At 48.4% G+C, this 15,217-nt stretch carries 14 protein-coding genes and 9 tRNA genes; 18 read left to right on the top strand and 5 right to left on the bottom strand.

All coding sequences use genetic code 11. From position 1 onward, the window contains the following. Window positions 1-172 precede the first annotated feature (172 nt). From JZI27_RS14040 to JZI27_RS14000, 9 genes are all read left to right on the top strand, one after another. Window positions 173-248, top strand: a tRNA-Thr gene (locus tag JZI27_RS14040). A 7-nt stretch (window positions 249-255) separates the two neighbouring features. After that, a tRNA-Tyr gene (locus tag JZI27_RS14035) sits at window positions 256-340 on the top strand. 8 nt (window positions 341-348) lie between these two features. Next, a tRNA-Lys gene (locus JZI27_RS14030) sits at window positions 349-424 on the top strand. Between the two features lie 62 nt (window positions 425-486). Next, window positions 487-573, top strand: a tRNA-Leu gene (locus JZI27_RS14025). A gap of 20 nt (window positions 574-593) precedes the next feature. Beyond that, window positions 594-669, top strand: a tRNA-Gly gene (locus JZI27_RS14020). A 6-nt stretch (window positions 670-675) separates the two neighbouring features. Further along, window positions 676-752 (top strand) — tRNA-Arg (locus JZI27_RS14015). A gap of 34 nt (window positions 753-786) precedes the next feature. Then, window positions 787-863: transfer RNA gene (locus tag JZI27_RS14010), tRNA-Pro, on the top strand. Window positions 864-890: 27 nt separating this feature from the next. Then, window positions 891-978: transfer RNA gene (locus tag JZI27_RS14005), tRNA-Leu, on the top strand. 14 nt (window positions 979-992) lie between these two features. After that, window positions 993-1,066 (top strand) — tRNA-Gly (locus JZI27_RS14000). Between the two features lie 322 nt (window positions 1,067-1,388). On the opposite strand, the gene JZI27_RS13995 is transcribed toward JZI27_RS14000, so the two are convergent. Continuing rightward, window positions 1,389-2,534: a sensor histidine kinase gene (locus JZI27_RS13995; RefSeq protein ID WP_122910927.1), complete on the bottom strand. Its 1,146-nt coding sequence runs from the start codon at window positions 2,532-2,534 to the stop codon at window positions 1,389-1,391. Window positions 2,535-2,744: 210 nt separating this feature from the next. On the opposite strand from JZI27_RS13995, the gene JZI27_RS13990 reads away from it, so the two are divergent. The 8 genes from JZI27_RS13990 to JZI27_RS13955 all read left to right on the top strand — a co-directional run bounded on the left by JZI27_RS13990 (window position 2,745) and on the right by JZI27_RS13955 (window position 8,927). Continuing rightward, a complete protein-coding gene (locus JZI27_RS13990) occupies window positions 2,745-3,395 on the top strand; it encodes a TerC family protein (RefSeq protein ID WP_122910926.1) in 651 nt (216 codons plus the stop codon). Window positions 3,396-3,457: 62 nt separating this feature from the next. Beyond that, a complete protein-coding gene (locus tag JZI27_RS13985) occupies window positions 3,458-4,045 on the top strand; it encodes a YkoP family protein (protein WP_122910925.1) in 588 nt (195 codons plus the stop codon). Then, complete coding sequence (locus JZI27_RS13980; RefSeq protein WP_122910924.1) at window positions 4,045-5,169, top strand: MGDG synthase family glycosyltransferase; 1,125 nt, start codon at window positions 4,045-4,047, stop codon at window positions 5,167-5,169. Before JZI27_RS13985 ends, JZI27_RS13980 begins: the two co-directional genes overlap by 1 nt. Before the next feature lie 96 nt (window positions 5,170-5,265). After that, window positions 5,266-5,469: an alpha/beta-type small acid-soluble spore protein gene (locus tag JZI27_RS13975; protein ID WP_122910923.1), complete on the top strand. Its 204-nt coding sequence runs from the start codon at window positions 5,266-5,268 to the stop codon at window positions 5,467-5,469. Between the two features lie 421 nt (window positions 5,470-5,890). Then, the gene (locus JZI27_RS13970) at window positions 5,891-6,235 is read left to right on the top strand and encodes a hypothetical protein (protein ID WP_122910922.1); all 345 of its coding nucleotides are present in this window, start codon (window positions 5,891-5,893) and stop codon (window positions 6,233-6,235) included. A gap of 161 nt (window positions 6,236-6,396) precedes the next feature. Next, a complete protein-coding gene (gene sleB / locus JZI27_RS13965) occupies window positions 6,397-7,050 on the top strand; it encodes a spore cortex-lytic enzyme (RefSeq protein ID WP_122910921.1) in 654 nt (217 codons plus the stop codon). 168 nt (window positions 7,051-7,218) lie between these two features. Next, the gene (locus JZI27_RS13960; RefSeq protein ID WP_280207854.1) at window positions 7,219-8,187 is read left to right on the top strand and encodes an S-layer homology domain-containing protein; all 969 of its coding nucleotides are present in this window, start codon (window positions 7,219-7,221) and stop codon (window positions 8,185-8,187) included. Between the two features lie 74 nt (window positions 8,188-8,261). Further along, window positions 8,262-8,927 carry a DUF2953 domain-containing protein gene (locus JZI27_RS13955; RefSeq protein ID WP_251243776.1) on the top strand — a complete coding sequence of 222 codons (666 nt, stop codon included), beginning with the start codon at window positions 8,262-8,264 and terminating at the stop codon, window positions 8,925-8,927. 247 nt (window positions 8,928-9,174) lie between these two features. Here JZI27_RS13955 and JZI27_RS13950 read toward each other — a convergent pair whose 3' ends face one another. Together JZI27_RS13950 and JZI27_RS13945 are read right to left on the bottom strand one after the other, a co-directional pair. Continuing rightward, entirely contained in the window at window positions 9,175-9,387 is a 213-nt protein-coding gene (locus JZI27_RS13950) for a hypothetical protein (RefSeq protein WP_251243777.1), read from the bottom strand. Next, a complete protein-coding gene (locus tag JZI27_RS13945) occupies window positions 9,384-9,686 on the bottom strand; it encodes an S-layer homology domain-containing protein (RefSeq protein WP_122910918.1) in 303 nt (100 codons plus the stop codon). Before JZI27_RS13945 ends, JZI27_RS13950 begins: the two co-directional genes overlap by 4 nt. A 195-nt stretch (window positions 9,687-9,881) precedes the next feature. On the opposite strand from JZI27_RS13945, the gene ytfJ reads away from it, so the two are divergent. Continuing rightward, the gene (gene ytfJ / locus JZI27_RS13940) at window positions 9,882-10,340 is read left to right on the top strand and encodes a GerW family sporulation protein (RefSeq protein WP_122910917.1); all 459 of its coding nucleotides are present in this window, start codon (window positions 9,882-9,884) and stop codon (window positions 10,338-10,340) included. Between the two features lie 95 nt (window positions 10,341-10,435). Here the strand turns inward: ytfJ and fliD are convergent, their stop codons facing one another. Next, window positions 10,436-11,686 (bottom strand): flagellar filament capping protein FliD, encoded by a 1,251-nt coding sequence (fliD, locus tag JZI27_RS13935; RefSeq protein WP_280207853.1) that lies wholly within the window; start codon window positions 11,684-11,686, stop codon window positions 10,436-10,438. A gap of 53 nt (window positions 11,687-11,739) precedes the next feature. Further along, window positions 11,740-15,186, bottom strand: a complete 3,447-nt coding sequence (gene pyc, locus JZI27_RS13930) for a pyruvate carboxylase (RefSeq protein WP_122910915.1) — start codon at window positions 15,184-15,186, stop codon at window positions 11,740-11,742. Between the last annotated feature and the right edge of the window lie 31 nt (window positions 15,187-15,217).

The following is a 15,217-nucleotide window of genomic DNA, read 5'->3' as shown; positions in this document are numbered from 1 at the left end:
TGGTGAAGTTGGAGTTCACGCCGGTCTGTCACACCGGAGGTCGCGGGTTCGAGTCCCGTCAGCTCCGCCATTTCTACCTATGAAAAGGCAGAGTGAAGTATTCACGGAAAATGTTTAGTTAAAATGAAAAACATTGATTTCCTGTGAATGATCTGATACACTAAATAAGTACGCCGGTGTAGCTCAATTGGTAGAGCACCTGACTTGTAATCAGGGGGTTGTGGGTTCAAGTCCTATCGCCGGCACCATTGCTTTGGGGAGATAGCGAAGTGGCTAAACGCGGCAGACTGTAAATCTGCTCCCTCTGGGTTCGGCGGTTCGAATCCGTCTCTCCCCACCAGTAATTGTGAGCCATTAGCTCAGTTGGTAGAGCATCTGACTTTTAATCAGAGGGTCGAAGGTTCGAGTCCTTCATGGCTCACCAGTATTTACCCACCTTAGAGTGAAGGAAGCGAATAAAGCTGACAGCAGCTCACAGGTAAACATGCGGTCGTGGCGGAATTGGCAGACGCGCTAGATTCAGGTTCTAGTGGTGGCAACACCGTGGAGGTTCAAGTCCTCTCGACCGCACCAAATAATTTTTAAATCATCATGCGGATGTAGCTCAATTGGTAGAGCGTCGCCTTGCCAAGGCGAAGGTCGCGGGTTCGAGACCCGTCGTCCGCTCCATAACCTGTGCCCTTAGCTCAGCTGGATAGAGCGTTTGACTACGAATCAAAAGGTCGGGAGTTCGAATCTCTCAGGGCACGCCATTTCTTTTCTTTAAGGAAAGATTATCTAAATAGTCGGGAAGTAGCTCAGCTTGGTAGAGTACTTGGCTTGGGACCAAGGGGTCGCAGGTTCGAATCCTGTCTTCCCGACCATGTAATGCCCATATGTAGACCATGATTGCCGGGGTGGCGGAATGGGCAGACGCAACAGACTTAAAATCTGTCGGGAGTTTCTCCCGTACCGGTTCAAGTCCGGTCCTCGGCACCAAAAACAACTCATATGCGGGTGTAGTTCAATGGTAGAACCCCAGCCTTCCAAGCTGGTCGCGTGGGTTCGATTCCCATCACCCGCTCCATCTAATAAAGGCAGAGAACCTCTCGGATCTCTGCCTTTTTCATTGTGCTAGGGCAGATGCTCGTAGGCAATTTGTCGATGTCGAATCATGTCTGACATTTTAAGTAGTAGAAACATATGTTTTCGTGTAGAGTAAGAAATAGGATCGCTTACCCTTTTAGCAGGTAACGAATCTCTTGCTTTGCCTCCTGTATTTGCAGGGGGCATTTTTTATTCCAGCAGCACGGCGAAGTGCTTTTGGAAATAAAAAAGCCTTCTGCTTAAGAGAAGGCTGGATTTCAGGGTGTGATATTTTCTCGTAGGCTGCATGCAGCAGCGTATTGTTACATCTCCATAACAGGTTCAATAGGTAGGGAAACAAGGAACCTGGTACGATGCTCGTTCGATTCGCACTGAATCGTCCCTTTGTGCTTTTCGATGATGTTTTTACAGATGGACAAGCCGATGCCTGTCCCATTTTGCTTTGTGGTAAAGAACGGGTGAAACAGACTTTCCACGATCTCAGGTGGAATCATCTCACCATTGTTCTCTACACTCAAGAACAAGGTTCCATCCGAAACAATCGATTTGACACCTATCATTTTGACTGTCCGTACTTGAACGGCATCGATCGCATTGTTTAACAGGTTGACGAGAACTTGCTTCAGCCCTTCTTCATAACAGACAAGTGTACAGATTTGAATGTCTTTCTCAAAGTGAACATTCTCACCGACGAGTCTCGGTGTAATGAGCAGCTCCACTTCTTCCAGCAAGCTTTCCAATTGAACTTCCTTGAAAATTTCGTCCAGAATCGGTTTTTTGGAGAAACTTAGGAAGCCGGTGAGCTGTCTATGCAAGTTTTCAAATTCGTGCATGACCACCTGAATGTAGGACTGAAGTTGTTCTTGTTCTTTTGTCGATTCACCGATGAGCTTGAGGAAGCCCTCGATCGCACAGAGGGGGTTACGCAACTCATGAGCCATGTTAGCAGCGATTTTGCCTAGCATGGTTAATTTGTCATTGTGCAGATATGAGATGGTCTCTTCCTTTTGTACCAATTCCCGGTTCATCGTCTGTTCAAAGTGATAAACGGCCCAAAAGACACTTTCATCCATTGCTTTGCCGAGTTCTGATTCTATATAGTGTAGATCTTTTGGAGCAAGTGACCATGTTTGCAATTTTGGTTGGAGTATACGCCAAAAAACATTTCGATACAATTGGTAAGTACGCAGAATGGAGGAGAAAGGAAATTCCTGGGACTGTAACCATTCACCCAGGTCAAGTGCCCAAGTCTGCATGTCCAGGTTCACATCTTCGACTAAGTAACGGGCAAGAAGCACCGTTCGTTTTTCCGCGAAGTCGCGGGGGATTGTGACTGCTATCTCCATGCTGGAGACAATTTCTTGAAGCCATAAGGTTGTAATACTCGGAGCCAAATCTAGAATCTTGCTAGAAACATCTTGCAAATTACGTGTCACTGTCTCCACCATACTTATCCACCCCATATCAAATCGTAAGGGATGAGGGTATCAAAATACAAGGTAAATTTCTCCTAATTTCGCAATAAAATGATTTTTTGTGGTAGTTTTTATCTACAAAATTCGCTGAAAATCGCCTTTATTCGGAAAAATATACGCGCATTAATCCGATTTGGGTCGCATATGGTAGAATGGACACGTTTCATGGACGAGGAGGAGACAATGGAGGACCATTTTTGGTTGGGTCTCTTGCATATTTTTTTCATCGATTTGGTACTGAGCAGCGACAACGCTGTCGTCATTGGCATGGCTTGCAGAGGATTGCCTTTGAAGGAAAGAGGCAGGGCTGTGTTATATGGAACATTTGGGGCGATCGGATTGCGCATCGTTCTGACAGGCATGACTACGTGGATGCTGGACATCCCATTGGTGAAAGCGGTCGGGGGACTTTTGCTATTATGGATTGCCATAAAATTGATGTTTGGGGATACGGAGGATGTACAAGACGTGTCCCACAGCAATAACGTAGGGCAGGCAGTCAAAACCATCATCGTCGCAGATTTTGTCATGAGTCTGGATAATGTCCTTGCGGTTGGAGGAGCAGCACACGGTGATTTGTGGTTGGTCGGACTTGGGCTTGCTATGAGTATCCCGCTGTTAATGTGGGGAAGTGCATGGGTGGCGCGTTTGATGAACCGTTTCCCTAGCCTGGTCCTTTTGGGCGGAGGAATTCTGGTGTATACCGCCATCGATATGTGCCTAGAGGATCCATTTATTTGGAAATGGGTAAATCCACTCCTGCTCAATCACACATGGCTCGCGATATTGATTGCGTGTAGTGTAGTGGTCTTGGGTCGCTTCCGGAGAATTTAGGTAAGATAAGGCCAGATTCTGGGGAATACTAGTGAAAAAGGTAGGAAAGGATCCGATGGCTGATGAATACAGGCCTGCTAATGCTATGGGGATATTGGGATTCGATCTATCAGCGTTGTACCCGACTCCGGTATGTGGAGAAAGGAAACAACATTTTTCGTATCGTACTCCTGCGGTATCGGGGTGAACCACTGATTACCTCAGATCAACGAATCATCAATCCTGGGGACTTGATCGTGAAGCTGCATATTCATAACTATTACTATGCTACATTATGCAAAGGGATTAAGAATGACCTGAGGCTGGCATTACTGCTCCGTCGGCATATTATGCTCTCATTGCCAAAATTGGCAGCTTATCTAGAACGACTGGAACGGCGGGAAGAGATCAAAGGCATCGTGGGTACGACCATGCTGCACAAAGGTGTGGAGCCATTGGGGTTTTCCATTTCAGATGTGCCAATGACCTGGTTTTTCCGTTACAAGCGCTGGTATCTGCGCCTCATGCTTCGAATCATTCATCCTGAAGGCAAGCGCAGGGTGCAAAGCTGGAAGCAGGAGATGCCCCTCAAACGAGTCTACATGTCCAAGGACCAGCTATTAGGCCGTTATGGTTCAACGATCCAAAGTCCAACAGGTGAAGGACTATGATGAACAAGCGGTTTTTGTTAGTGACGGAGGAGTGGGCAGGCAGTGGCCACAAGATGGCTGCTGTGGCGCTGGAAGAAGCGCTTAGAGAGAGACAGGAAGTAGAGTCTGTTCGAATTGTGGGAGGTTTGGAGACAGCGAGCCCAGTGCTACGGGAACTGTCTCGTTTTTTTTATGTCAATATGCTGCGGTATGGACAACCTGTCTGGCAACGGATTTACGAGCAAGAACGCGTATGGGGAGCAGCATTAAAAAAGCCAGTAGGCTGGTGGTTATCGGGACGGCTTACCGAAGCGATCCTGAATGAAGAGAAGCCGGATGTGGTGATTGCAACCCATGCTTATTGTCTCAGCGCATTGGCAGAAGCGAAGCAAAGAGTAAGGCATCCTTACCATCTAGTCAGCATTCCGACGGATTATCATGTCAATCGCTTTTGGGTCCATCCACAGATCGATACCTATATCGTAGCGCATGAGCAAGTAGCACAGAGGCTAACCCACAAATACGGAGTAGAGCAAAGTAGGATTCACGGATATGGGATACCCATTCGTCGCGCCTTTTCCACGAACACTGGTGTAGACAAAGGTATGGGAAAGGAACTGCTCGGGCTGTCTCCAAACGTATTCACGGTGCTGATCAGTGGTGGCGAAGGAGGATACGGACAAATGGATCTAGTCGTCAAGCAGTTGACCAAAAGTCCGTTACCGTTGCAGATCGTCGTTGTCACTGGAACCAATCAGTCGCTTCATAATCGACTGAAGGATACTTTTCAACGGACAAGCTCTGCTCATCGGATAGAGATAAGGGGCTATGAAAGAGACATGTGGAAGTGGATTATTGCAGCCGATGTGTACGTCACCAAACCAGGGGGCATGAGCTGCGCGGAAGCTTTAGCCTTGCGAACGCCTCTGATCGTGTACCAGCCTCTTCCGGGACAAGAGCGGCACAACACGGCATTTTTGCTCAAGCATCAGGCTGGAATATGGGCAGATACACCAGAACAGATTGCTAACTTCGTCGAACAGCTGAGGGAATCACACAATTGGCAACGCATGGCAGCAAGTATAGAGCAAATCAGACGTCCTCAATCTACTCAAGAAGCTGTAGAATATCTGCTCAGATTGTAAGACTATAAATTGGAAGTGAAAAAACAAAGAGAAAATGAATGAATCCGCGGCGCTCCACACATATTAAAGCTACTAACAACGAGGGGGTGAAATGAGATGGCAAACAACAACGGTTCCAGCAACAACCTTCTGGTTCCTCAAGCGAACCAAGCTTTGGACCAACTGAAATACGAAATCGCTTCTGAATTCGGCGTTCAGCTTGGACCTGACACCACTTCCCGTCAGAACGGTTCGGTGGGTGGAGAAATCACAAAGCGCCTTGTCTCTTTTGCTGAACAGCAATTGGCTGGTCGCGCTTAAGTAAAAAAGAATACTTGGATGAAGAGAAAGGGCTCCGAAATGTGAGCCCTTTCTTATATAGAATATAATTGTTGCATAGGGAGTTTTATTTTGAAAAGAATTAAAAAAATGTTTGGCTCTCTACAAGATTTCATGCTGTAGTTTTTTTTACATCACTAATCACTAATGGGCTTATAGTGAATCATGCTATGGCAGGAGTAGGTGACAATCATTTATTTAGTGATCAAATATGGCCAGTTTCATCTGTTGATTACGATATTAGCTCTACTTTTTCAAATACGAAAATCGACATTATTGACTCTGCGGCATCGATATGGAATGGCATAAATAACAGCTCGTTTTACCTAGAGTACAACACAAATAGTTTAAATGATTGGTATTACAGGGAAGTTGATGCAAATGGGGTAACCTACATAACATCATGGCATACTCCGATCAATACGAATCGAAATTAATCGCAAGTGATTCGGAATTTTCCGAAGATAACTCCAAAACAACAACCAAAGTCGTATTTCATTCAGCAAAATATTCAATGGAAGATTTAAAAAAAGAAGCTCCAGTAATCGTAAAAGGAAAAGTAATTGACTCAAAAAAAACGGAACGTGTTGATATGAACAACAACGAAGACAATGATGGCGATGTGGACGAAGTAGAATTTACAGATAGGGTCTTCAAAGTTCAGAAAGTTTATAAAGGAACGGATGTGATCAAGCATACGTCATTTCCTAAAATAAAAACGATTGATGACTTAGAAAAAGAACTATAAAATGCACAAACAAAAGGACGGCTCACAACAAAGAAGATGATATCCTGAAAAGGCGGTTGCTCGAACATTTTACCATTGAATGAACTGGAAACATTGCCAAAAAGCTTGAATTGAACCTGCATTCCCCATCCATTAAAATGGGTACTCAGGAGGGGAAGTTCATGTTGTTGCAACGAAAGACGTTGACTACCCTGCTGATCGCGATGCTCACTGTGATTCTCGCATTTGTTCTGCCCATGCAGACAATGGCTGCACCCACGTTGAAAATGGGTAGCCAAAGCGGAGATGTGTGGGACTTGCAGTATCGCTTGCAGGTGTTAGGGTATTACCAAGACGATCTGGATGGCAGCTATGGGCCTAAAACCTACCAAGCAGTCAGACAATTCCAGAAAAATTACGGGCTCTCCGTGGATGGTGTGGCTGGAGAGAAAACCTGGCGAGCATTGAAGAAGTTTTCTGTAAATCGCGGAGAAATGCAAATGCTTGCGCAACTCGTGTATTCTGAAGCTCGAGGGGAGTCGTATCAAGGACAGGTAGCGGTTGCTGCAGTCGTCATGAACCGCCTGCAATCCAACCTGTTTCCGAATACCGTGAAAGGGGTTATCTTCGAACCGCTGGCATTTACCGCAATTGCCGATGGTCAATACTGGTTGACGCCAAATAAAACGGCCTATCAGGCAGCTTGGGATGCTGTGCGCGGATGGGACCCTACAGGAAATGCGATCTATTATTTCAATCCAGATACAGCAACCTCCAAATGGATTTGGAGTCGTCCGCAAATTAAGAAAATCGGGAAACATATCTTCGCCAAGTAAACCATAAGCCCCTGAATGGTCGGAATAACTCGCCCTATTCAGGGCTTATTTCTTGTATTTCGTTCAGAAGTATGATGGAAGATAGTAAATCTTATATATTGTTTTTCTCTTGCAATCGAATAAAATAAAAGGAAAGGTTTTTATAGAAAGCATTCCAGGAGGTTGATGATGAAGAAGTTGCTCATTCTTGCTTCCATGGCAGTCCTATTGGTCATGTGGACGCCAAAAGCAGAGGCGAATACGACGACAGAAGCACCCACACCTTACACAGACATTTCCGGACATTGGGCACAAAAAGAAATTGAGAAGCTATACATAGGGGGCGCACTGGGGCAGGCCGAGAGCTTTCGACCCAATGACTTGGTGACGCGCCAAGAATTGATATCCATGTTTATACTAGCGATGGGGGTGAAGCCGTCTGCTGAAGCCTCCTCATCGTTTGCAGATATTCCGTCAGACAGCTGGCTAGCTCCTTACGCTGAAGCAGCCTATCGTCTAGGACTAGTTCACGGTCAGAAAATGGACGGCCAGGTATATTTCCAACCTGACGCTACCGTAAGTCGAGAAGAGCTTGCGTCCATCCTTATTCGCGCCACAGGAGAAAGTGGTGCGGTAAATAAGTTCAGCTGGTCAACCACCGTACACGCATTGGCAGCGTATGCAGATGGCAGCCAGGTACAAGAACGCTACCAACGCCCAATGGTGTATGCGATGCAAATTGGCCTGATAAGCCCTTACGCTGACCAAACACTACGACCGCAGCAGTTGATGACAAGAGCTGAGGCGGCTACATACGCGGCGCTGCACCTATTGGAGAATCGAGAAGGAAAACCGGTATTAAGCGAAAACGGAACCCCTTTTCGAGAAGTGCTGACAGTCAAAACGACTGCCTATAGCTATGACAGAGATGATGTTCTCTCCTATCTGGAGTTTCCACTGCGAGAAGGGATTGTAGCTGTTGATCCGGAAGTGATCCCATTAGGTACCCATCTATACGTCGAGGGGTACGGATATGCCGTAGCCGCAGACATCGGTGGAGCCGTCAAGCAGAACCATCTCGACCTGTTCCTGCCTTCGCTCGACGAAGCCAAGAAACATGGCATGCAGGAAGGCGTAAAAGTATACATCCTCGATTAATGAGGTTTTAGCTAAGAAATGGACATATTTCCCACCCTTTCCACTCATACTAAGGTGGAAAGGGTGGGATTTTTTTGTGGGGCTGGATTGGATTCGGATTACTCGGCTTGATCCTGATCGTGATTGTAACTCCGATGCAAATCACGTTGTTTTACGGGCGAATAGGCGACAATGATCACCTGGTAATGGAGATCTCAGCCTGGTTTCGTTTGATACGAAGAAAGTATGAAATACCCATTCTTGCCATTACGCAGACGGAAAAAGGGGCAGAGCTGGTGTATAAAAAGGAGACTATACAGCAGGAGAAAATGAAGGATGAAAAAGTGGCTGACTTGACCCATCGGCAGGTAGAAACCTGGTACAAACGATATAAAAAGTGGTTGAGAAGGGTGTTGGACCTGCAGCCCATCTTCAAACAGTTTCTCAAAACAGTTCGTTGCACGCGGTTAGAGTGGCACACAGTGATGGGAACAGGACAGGCTGATGAAACGGGTGCTCTGAGCGGCATGATCTGGGGTGTGAAAAGCATGATTGTGGGAGTTGCTTCGCATACGCTCTCCTTTCGCACCATTCCCAAAATGAGTGTACAGCTTGTTTGGAATCAATCCCTACTGCAGACTCAATTGAACGGTGTTTTCCGACTGTACTTGGGCCATGTGCTGTTGACTGGGATCAAAATCTTGCTCCGCTTGAGGAAGGAAAGGGGACGCAAGTGGAAGACTGTCCCCACCGAGGCATAGTCCGCGAGGCTTTTGGACGGGAAGAGGACTCAAGCAAAAACATCAACGCAAGGAGGTCGCTCCACAGCGTTGATGTTTGATAGGGAGACAAACATGCTGGTCGATTACTTCGTCGGCTTCAGCTCTAGTAAGGGGGGCGGCTGCTTCAAATTCCCCTTTGTAAGTAGTCATGATTCCTGCATTCTGAAGAGAGGCTACTCTAACGCTGACGGTATAGCTATAGTCATCTTGTGCATCGAATGTGCCGTCAGGAGTAGTCATAGCGGTTGTCGGAGTATTCTTCAGCAGATACGATCACCTTGAGATCGCTCATTCCCGAAACAATCCTGTACACTTCTTCATCCTCCACGAAGTCGTATAGATCGGGAATCAGGTTCACAGCACCCATTCTCGTCATCGTTTTTTCAGGCTCAAATTTCTGACCTGCTTCCGTAAAGTAGGCAAAATGTCCAAAGTTCATTTGTGATTTTTCGGTACATCTAGGAATTGACTATCGACAAATGTCGGTGGACTGTATTTATCAAACAGCCTGTGCACCATCGTGATGAACTCGGCCTTGGTGACTTTGGCATCAGGATTGAAGCGTCCTTTTTCGTCACCTTTTACGATGCCTTTTTGCGCCATAAAGCTGAGTGAATCCATCGCCCAACCATGAGATGCTGGATTCAGGTCAGGAAAAGTTTGATTGGCGAAGACCGTTGTCGTCGTTCCCGAGATCAGGCTCCCGGCAAGCAGGAGTGAAACGAGCGTTCTTTTCATAAGATTTCCCCCAGGTAGAATGTTAAGATCAGATATGCAGCGAATACGATCTAGTTCTCATAGTAGCACGAAGATGGATAATAGAACCATTTTTCTATTGCGAGAAGATGATTCATCAAAAAGAAGCGAACTGGGAATGATACCACTTGAATAACAACAGAAGCTTAGCGTGTAAAAAACAGGAGGTATCATGTCATGGCTGACCATCCAATACAAGGGCTAATGAGAACAGCGATGGAGCAACTCTCTAATATGGTTGAAGTGTCTACGATAGTTGGCGACCCCATTGAGACACCGGACGGCAGCGTCATTCTTCCGATTTCCAAGGTTGGATTTGGATTTGCAGCAGGGGGAAGTGAATTTCAGTATGAACACAATCACCCCGGAACGATTGGCTATCCGTTTGGCGGCGGTAGCGGTGGCGGTGTTTCCATCACGCCTGTTGCTTTTTTAGTGGTTGGAAAACAGGGAATTCGCTCCATTCCTTTGGAAAATACGACGCATCTCTACGACCGCATTCTCGATTCCGTGCCGCAATTTGTAGAGAAGATGCAAGGGATCTTCAGCAAGAAGGATGAAACAACTGTCCAATCGACGACCGTGGTAGCCAAAGTCGACGACCATGATCTCGAGGATTTGATCGAGCGCAGTTAAGCAAGCGACCAACTCAATCGTTTTTTCCGATACATGAAAGAAACAGGCAGGCCAGGAGAATTGGCTTACCTGTTTCTTTTGTCATGGTGGAGCAATTACCAAAGCAGGTCGAGAAACAGACCTGTCTTGGCTGTATACAAATAGTGGAGACTCGACCACGATTGCGAGATGTACGGATTGTCGCTCTGGGTCTCCTCATGAGAGCGAGAGTAACTGCCTAAAGGAGCCTTCTGCAGTTGCAGCGTCTCTTCGCGAAACTGTCGCGTCAATCCTTTCATCGCATCCGTAAAGCCAACATAATCCATGTCTACAGCTTCGCGCCATGCGGACTCGTTGAGAGACAGCTCGCCATTGGAGAGAAGCTCTATGCCAAACGGTCGAAGGCGACCTTCAGCCGCGCGGGCTACTCGCTGAAACGTATCCAGTTTTTGCGTTGCGAGTACGTCCTGATGCTCGTTCAGGAAAGCAAGCAATCGATTGTAACGGTGCACGAGAGTTTTGCTTTGTTGGAGCATATGGTCGGTATCCCTTACAATTTCGATGCGTATAGGCTCTCTGCTCACCTGATGCAAGGATACTCGTACTTGCCCATTCTCGATCGTAAATTGATTGGTTTGAGAGTGCTGTCGCAGGTGGTTCAGACTGAATTCGGCATCTCCAGCAGGTGTTTCAGCCTGTTGGAGCCCCAATGCCCGTATACTGTTGCCAACTCGGTCACGCAGGGTAAAGGCTTGTTTTGCCCCGGTCAGTGTTGTTTGCACAACCAGCGATTGCTGCTCATGGTTCGTTTCCATGCGCGCAGTTACACCCATCTGGCTTTGATTGATCGCTGCAGCCATGCGGCGCAGGACGCTCCCGTAGGTGTCAGAAGGGGCGGAGTACAAAGTGAGTATTTTCTCCTGTTCCCCGATGGAAAGCGTGAATTCCTGGTGACCTGCTTGGACTGGATTGGAAGCATCGCGGTGGCCCCATGGGCTGCGATTGGTTTGGCCTGTCGCCAGCTTGTAGACCGACAGCTCATACGTCGCAGACACTGCCTCTGGCAGAGCATTTGCTGTAGCAGCCTCCGGATGAGAACTCATCGCCATGCGCTTGTTCACAGCACTGTTTTTTCGGGCAGGATCAAATTCTCTGGCTGCTTCATCCAATTCAGCAGAAAAGCGGTAGAGCCGAGACAAAGAGTGGGAAAGCTCCGTTACCCATTCCTGTTGCCTGGCGTAAAAGGGCTGCAGACTGTAGGTGAAGACAGGTTCGACAGGCGTATTCAGTCTCGCCTGCGCCATTTGAAAATGATATCGGCCCACGCGATGGCTAAACGGCGTATGATTGACCCGATCCAGTCTCATGCAAGTCACCTCCGTAACGTATAAGGTTCGTTACTTACCATTATAGAGGAATGTCATTCCATTTCAATCAACAAATCGCCGGTTTCAATAGCATCGCCCGCTTTGACATGGACGGCCTTGATTTTTCCATCCATCGGAGCCTGAATCGTCGTCTCCATTTTCATCGCTTCGCTGACGAGCAAATGCTCGCCTCTGCGCACTTTGTCACCCTCGCTGATCAACACCTTCAAGACTTTGCCCGGCATAGAGGCTCCCAGGTGTCCGGAATTCTGGGTATCCGCTTTGCGGCGTATTTTTTCAGAAATCTGGGCGGAACGGTCACGGATAAAAATTTCTCGCGGCTGTCCATTCAGCTCGAAGTAAATGATGCGTCTGCCGTCAGGGTGAAGCTCCCCTACTGCGACCAGCTTGATGATCAAGGTTTTGCCTCGCTCAATCGTAATGGCCGTTTCCTCGCCAGGGCGCAATCCGTAGAAGAAAGTAGGCGTATTCAACACGGACAGGTCGCCGTACTCTTTCGCACGCTGCTCGTACTGCAGATAAACCTGCGGATACATGATGTAGGAAAGTACGTCCAATTCATTCGGCTCACGACCGATTTTCTCGACCAGCTCTACTGCGACTTTTTCAAAATCGACTGGTGGCAGCAGTTCGCCTGGACGAGCGGTAAAGGCATCGCGACCTTTTAGCACCAGATCCTGCAAACGTTTCGGGAAGCCTCCTGGAGGCTGACCCAGGTAACCTTGAAAGAACTGGATGACGGAGTCAGGGAAATCAAGGCGCTCCCCTTTATCCCAAATGTTTTCTTCCGTCAGATTATTTTGTACCATGAATAGGGCGAGATCACCGACAACCTTGGAAGAAGGGGTTACTTTGACAATATCGCCACACATTTGGTTGACGACGGCGTACATCTGTTTAACCTCATCCCAGCGCCCTTCCAGACCGACTGCTTTCGCTTGCTGCTCCAGGTTGGTATACTGCCCGCCTGGCATTTCATGAACGTATACTTCTGTATTGCTCGACTTCATGCCGCTTTCAAAGCCTTGGTAGTAAGGGCGAACATCCTCCCAATAGTCGGACAGCTTGTTGAAGGAATCGAGGGATAGACCTGTATCCCGGTCCGTATGGGCAAGGGTCGCGATCAAGCCATTGAGGCTTGGCTGCGAAGTCAGGCCAGACATGGAGCTGACGCATGCATCTACGATGTCGACACCGGCTTCGATGGCTTTGAGCAGCATGGCTGCGCCGTTGCCGGAGGTATCGTGGGTATGCAGATGGATCGGAATCCCGATCTCTTGCTTTAATGCACGGACCAGCTCATAGGCGGCATATGGCTTGAGCAGACCGGCCATATCTTTGATCGCCAGGATGTGAGCACCTGCTTTTTCTAATTCCTTGGCGAGGTTGACGTAATAGGCCAGCGTGTACTTGGTTTTGGACGGATCGAGAATATCGCCGGTGTAGCAGATGGCAGCTTCCGCAATCTTGCCGGTATTGCAGACTGCCTCGATGGCCGTTTGCATCCCTGGCAGCCAGTTCAGGCTGTCAAAGATCCGGAAGACGTCAATTCCTTGCTCGGCAGACGCCTTGACGAAGGAGTGAATGACATTGTCCGGATAATTGGTATAGCCGACTCCGTTTGCCCCGCGCAGCAGCATCTGGAACAAGACATTGGGTATTCGCTCACGCAAAATTTGCAATCTTTCCCAAGGTGATTCCTGCAGGAACCGCATGGAAGTATCAAAGGTTGCTCCGCCCCACATCTCCAGGGAGAAAAGTCCGGCACCGAGCTTGCCAGTCGCCTCAGCGACGGAAGCCAGATCATAGGTGCGAACTCGCGTCGCAAACAAGGACTGATGAGCATCACGGAATGTGGTGTCTGTCAGCAGGACTTGTTTTTGCTCCTGAATCCAGCGTACCAGCCCTTCCGCTCCTTGCTGCTCCAAAATCTGCTTCGTTCCGTCTGGATAAGGCTGGGCAAAAGGTGTCCGCGGAATGCGCGGGGTATCAAAATGCGGTTTTTTCTCCGTGTTGGCAAGCCCGGGATAGCCGTTTACAATCGTCTCACCGATGTAGGAAAGCAGCTTGGTTCCACGATCCTGACGCCCCGGGAAGATGAACAGCTCCGGCTTGGTATCGATAAACGAAGTATCGTATTCCCCACTGAGAAAATCAGGATGCGTGACGACATTCTCCAGGAAGGGAAGATTGGTCTTTACGCCGCGAATCCGGAATTCACGCAGCGTACGCAGCATTTTGCGAGCAGCCTGATCGAAGTTGGTCCCGTAGGTAGAGATTTTTACGAGCAGGGAATCGTAAAAAGGTGTGATGATGGCTCCCGGATAGCCGTTGCCACCATCCAGCCTTACTCCAAAGCCTCCGCCAGAGCGCCAAGCCAAAAGGCGTCCCGCATCAGGCAGGAAGTTGTTTTCTGCGTCTTCTGTGGTGACGCGGCACTGAATCGCGTAGCCGCTCATCTGAATAGCATCCTGAGAGGCAATTCCAATCGCTTCATCGGACAAGGCATGGCCTTCCGCTACACGAATTTGTGCTTGAACGATATCGATGCCGGTGATCAATTCGGTAATGGTGTGTTCCACTTGAATACGCGGGTTGACTTCAATAAAGTAAAACTGTTTATCGGGAGTGAGTAAGAACTCTACGGTGCCTGCGTTGGCATAGCCAGCTTTTTGCATCAAAGTCAGCGCTGCCTGACAGATCGCCTCGCGCAGCTTGTCGTCGAGCGAAAGACTGGGCGCGACTTCGACCACTTTTTGATGGCGGCGCTGCACGGAGCAGTCACGCTCGAACAAATGCACGATATTGCCGTGCTGGTCGCCCAGAATCTGTACCTCAATGTGCTTGGGCTGCTCCAGATAGCGCTCTAGGTAGACTTTGGCATTGCCAAAAGAAGAGCGTGCTTCCGAGCGGGCGCGATCCAATGCATCCTGCAGCTCGTCTTGGCTGCGCACGATACGCATCCCCCGGCCGCCGCCGCCCGATACACCTTTGATAATGATCGGGTAGCCGTACTCCTTGGCGAAAAGCATCGCTTCCTGAAGGGTTTCGATAGGCTCAGGCGTTCCCGGGATGACGGGAATATTGGCCTCAATGGCCATGCGCCGCGCTTCGACCTTGTCCCCAAATTTTTCAATCAGAGTAGGAGAAGGACCAATGAAAATGATTCCTTCTTCCTGACAGCGCTTGGCGAATTCCGCATTTTCTGCGAGAAAGCCGTAGCCCGGGTGAATGGCATCGATATCGTTGCGTTTGGCGATCTCGATGATGCTCTCGATGTCGAGGTAGGCTTCGATCGGCCCTTTTCCCGCTCCGACCAGGTAGGATTCATCCGCCTTAAAACGATGAATGGAAACGTTATCCTGCTCGGAATAGACAGCGACCGTGCGAATGCCCAATTCAGTGGCAGCACGGAAGATGCGGATGGCGATCTCACCGCGGTTCGCTACGAGCAAGCGATTGATTTTTTTAGAAAGCATGAAATTTCTCTCCCTTCATCTCTCCAAATAC

It is taken from the genome of Brevibacillus sp. AY1, from assembly GCF_029870785.1.
GTDB classification, from domain to species: domain Bacteria; phylum Bacillota; class Bacilli; order Brevibacillales; family Brevibacillaceae; genus Brevibacillus; species Brevibacillus invocatus.
This window is presented reverse-complemented; position numbering and strand designations above follow the sequence as displayed.

What these genes read in the sequence shown, in the direction of transcription:
- pyc (WP_122910915.1), bottom strand. Translation starts at nt 15,186, where the DNA reads ATGCTTTCTAAAAAAATCAATCGCTTGCTCGTAGCGAACCGCGGTGAG.
- JZI27_RS13995 (WP_122910927.1), bottom strand. Translation starts at nt 2,534, where the DNA reads ATGGTGGAGACAGTGACACGTAATTTGCAAGATGTTTCTAGCAAGATT.
- fliD (WP_280207853.1), bottom strand. Translation starts at nt 11,686, where the DNA reads ATGAGACTGGATCGGGTCAATCATACGCCGTTTAGCCATCGCGTGGGC.
- JZI27_RS13975 (WP_122910923.1), top strand. Translation starts at nt 5,266, where the DNA reads ATGGCAAACAACAACGGTTCCAGCAACAACCTTCTGGTTCCTCAAGCG.
- sleB (WP_122910921.1), top strand. Translation starts at nt 6,397, where the DNA reads ATGTTGTTGCAACGAAAGACGTTGACTACCCTGCTGATCGCGATGCTC.
- JZI27_RS13980 (WP_122910924.1), top strand. Translation starts at nt 4,045, where the DNA reads ATGAACAAGCGGTTTTTGTTAGTGACGGAGGAGTGGGCAGGCAGTGGC.
- JZI27_RS13960 (WP_280207854.1), top strand. Translation starts at nt 7,219, where the DNA reads ATGAAGAAGTTGCTCATTCTTGCTTCCATGGCAGTCCTATTGGTCATG.
- JZI27_RS13990 (WP_122910926.1), top strand. Translation starts at nt 2,745, where the DNA reads ATGGAGGACCATTTTTGGTTGGGTCTCTTGCATATTTTTTTCATCGAT.
- JZI27_RS13950 (WP_251243777.1), bottom strand. Translation starts at nt 9,387, where the DNA reads ATGAACTTTGGACATTTTGCCTACTTTACGGAAGCAGGTCAGAAATTT.
- JZI27_RS13945 (WP_122910918.1), bottom strand. Translation starts at nt 9,686, where the DNA reads ATGAAAAGAACGCTCGTTTCACTCCTGCTTGCCGGGAGCCTGATCTCG.
- JZI27_RS13970 (WP_122910922.1), top strand. Translation starts at nt 5,891, where the DNA reads ATGGCATACTCCGATCAATACGAATCGAAATTAATCGCAAGTGATTCG.
- JZI27_RS13985 (WP_122910925.1), top strand. Translation starts at nt 3,458, where the DNA reads ATGAATACAGGCCTGCTAATGCTATGGGGATATTGGGATTCGATCTAT.
- ytfJ (WP_122910917.1), top strand. Translation starts at nt 9,882, where the DNA reads ATGGCTGACCATCCAATACAAGGGCTAATGAGAACAGCGATGGAGCAA.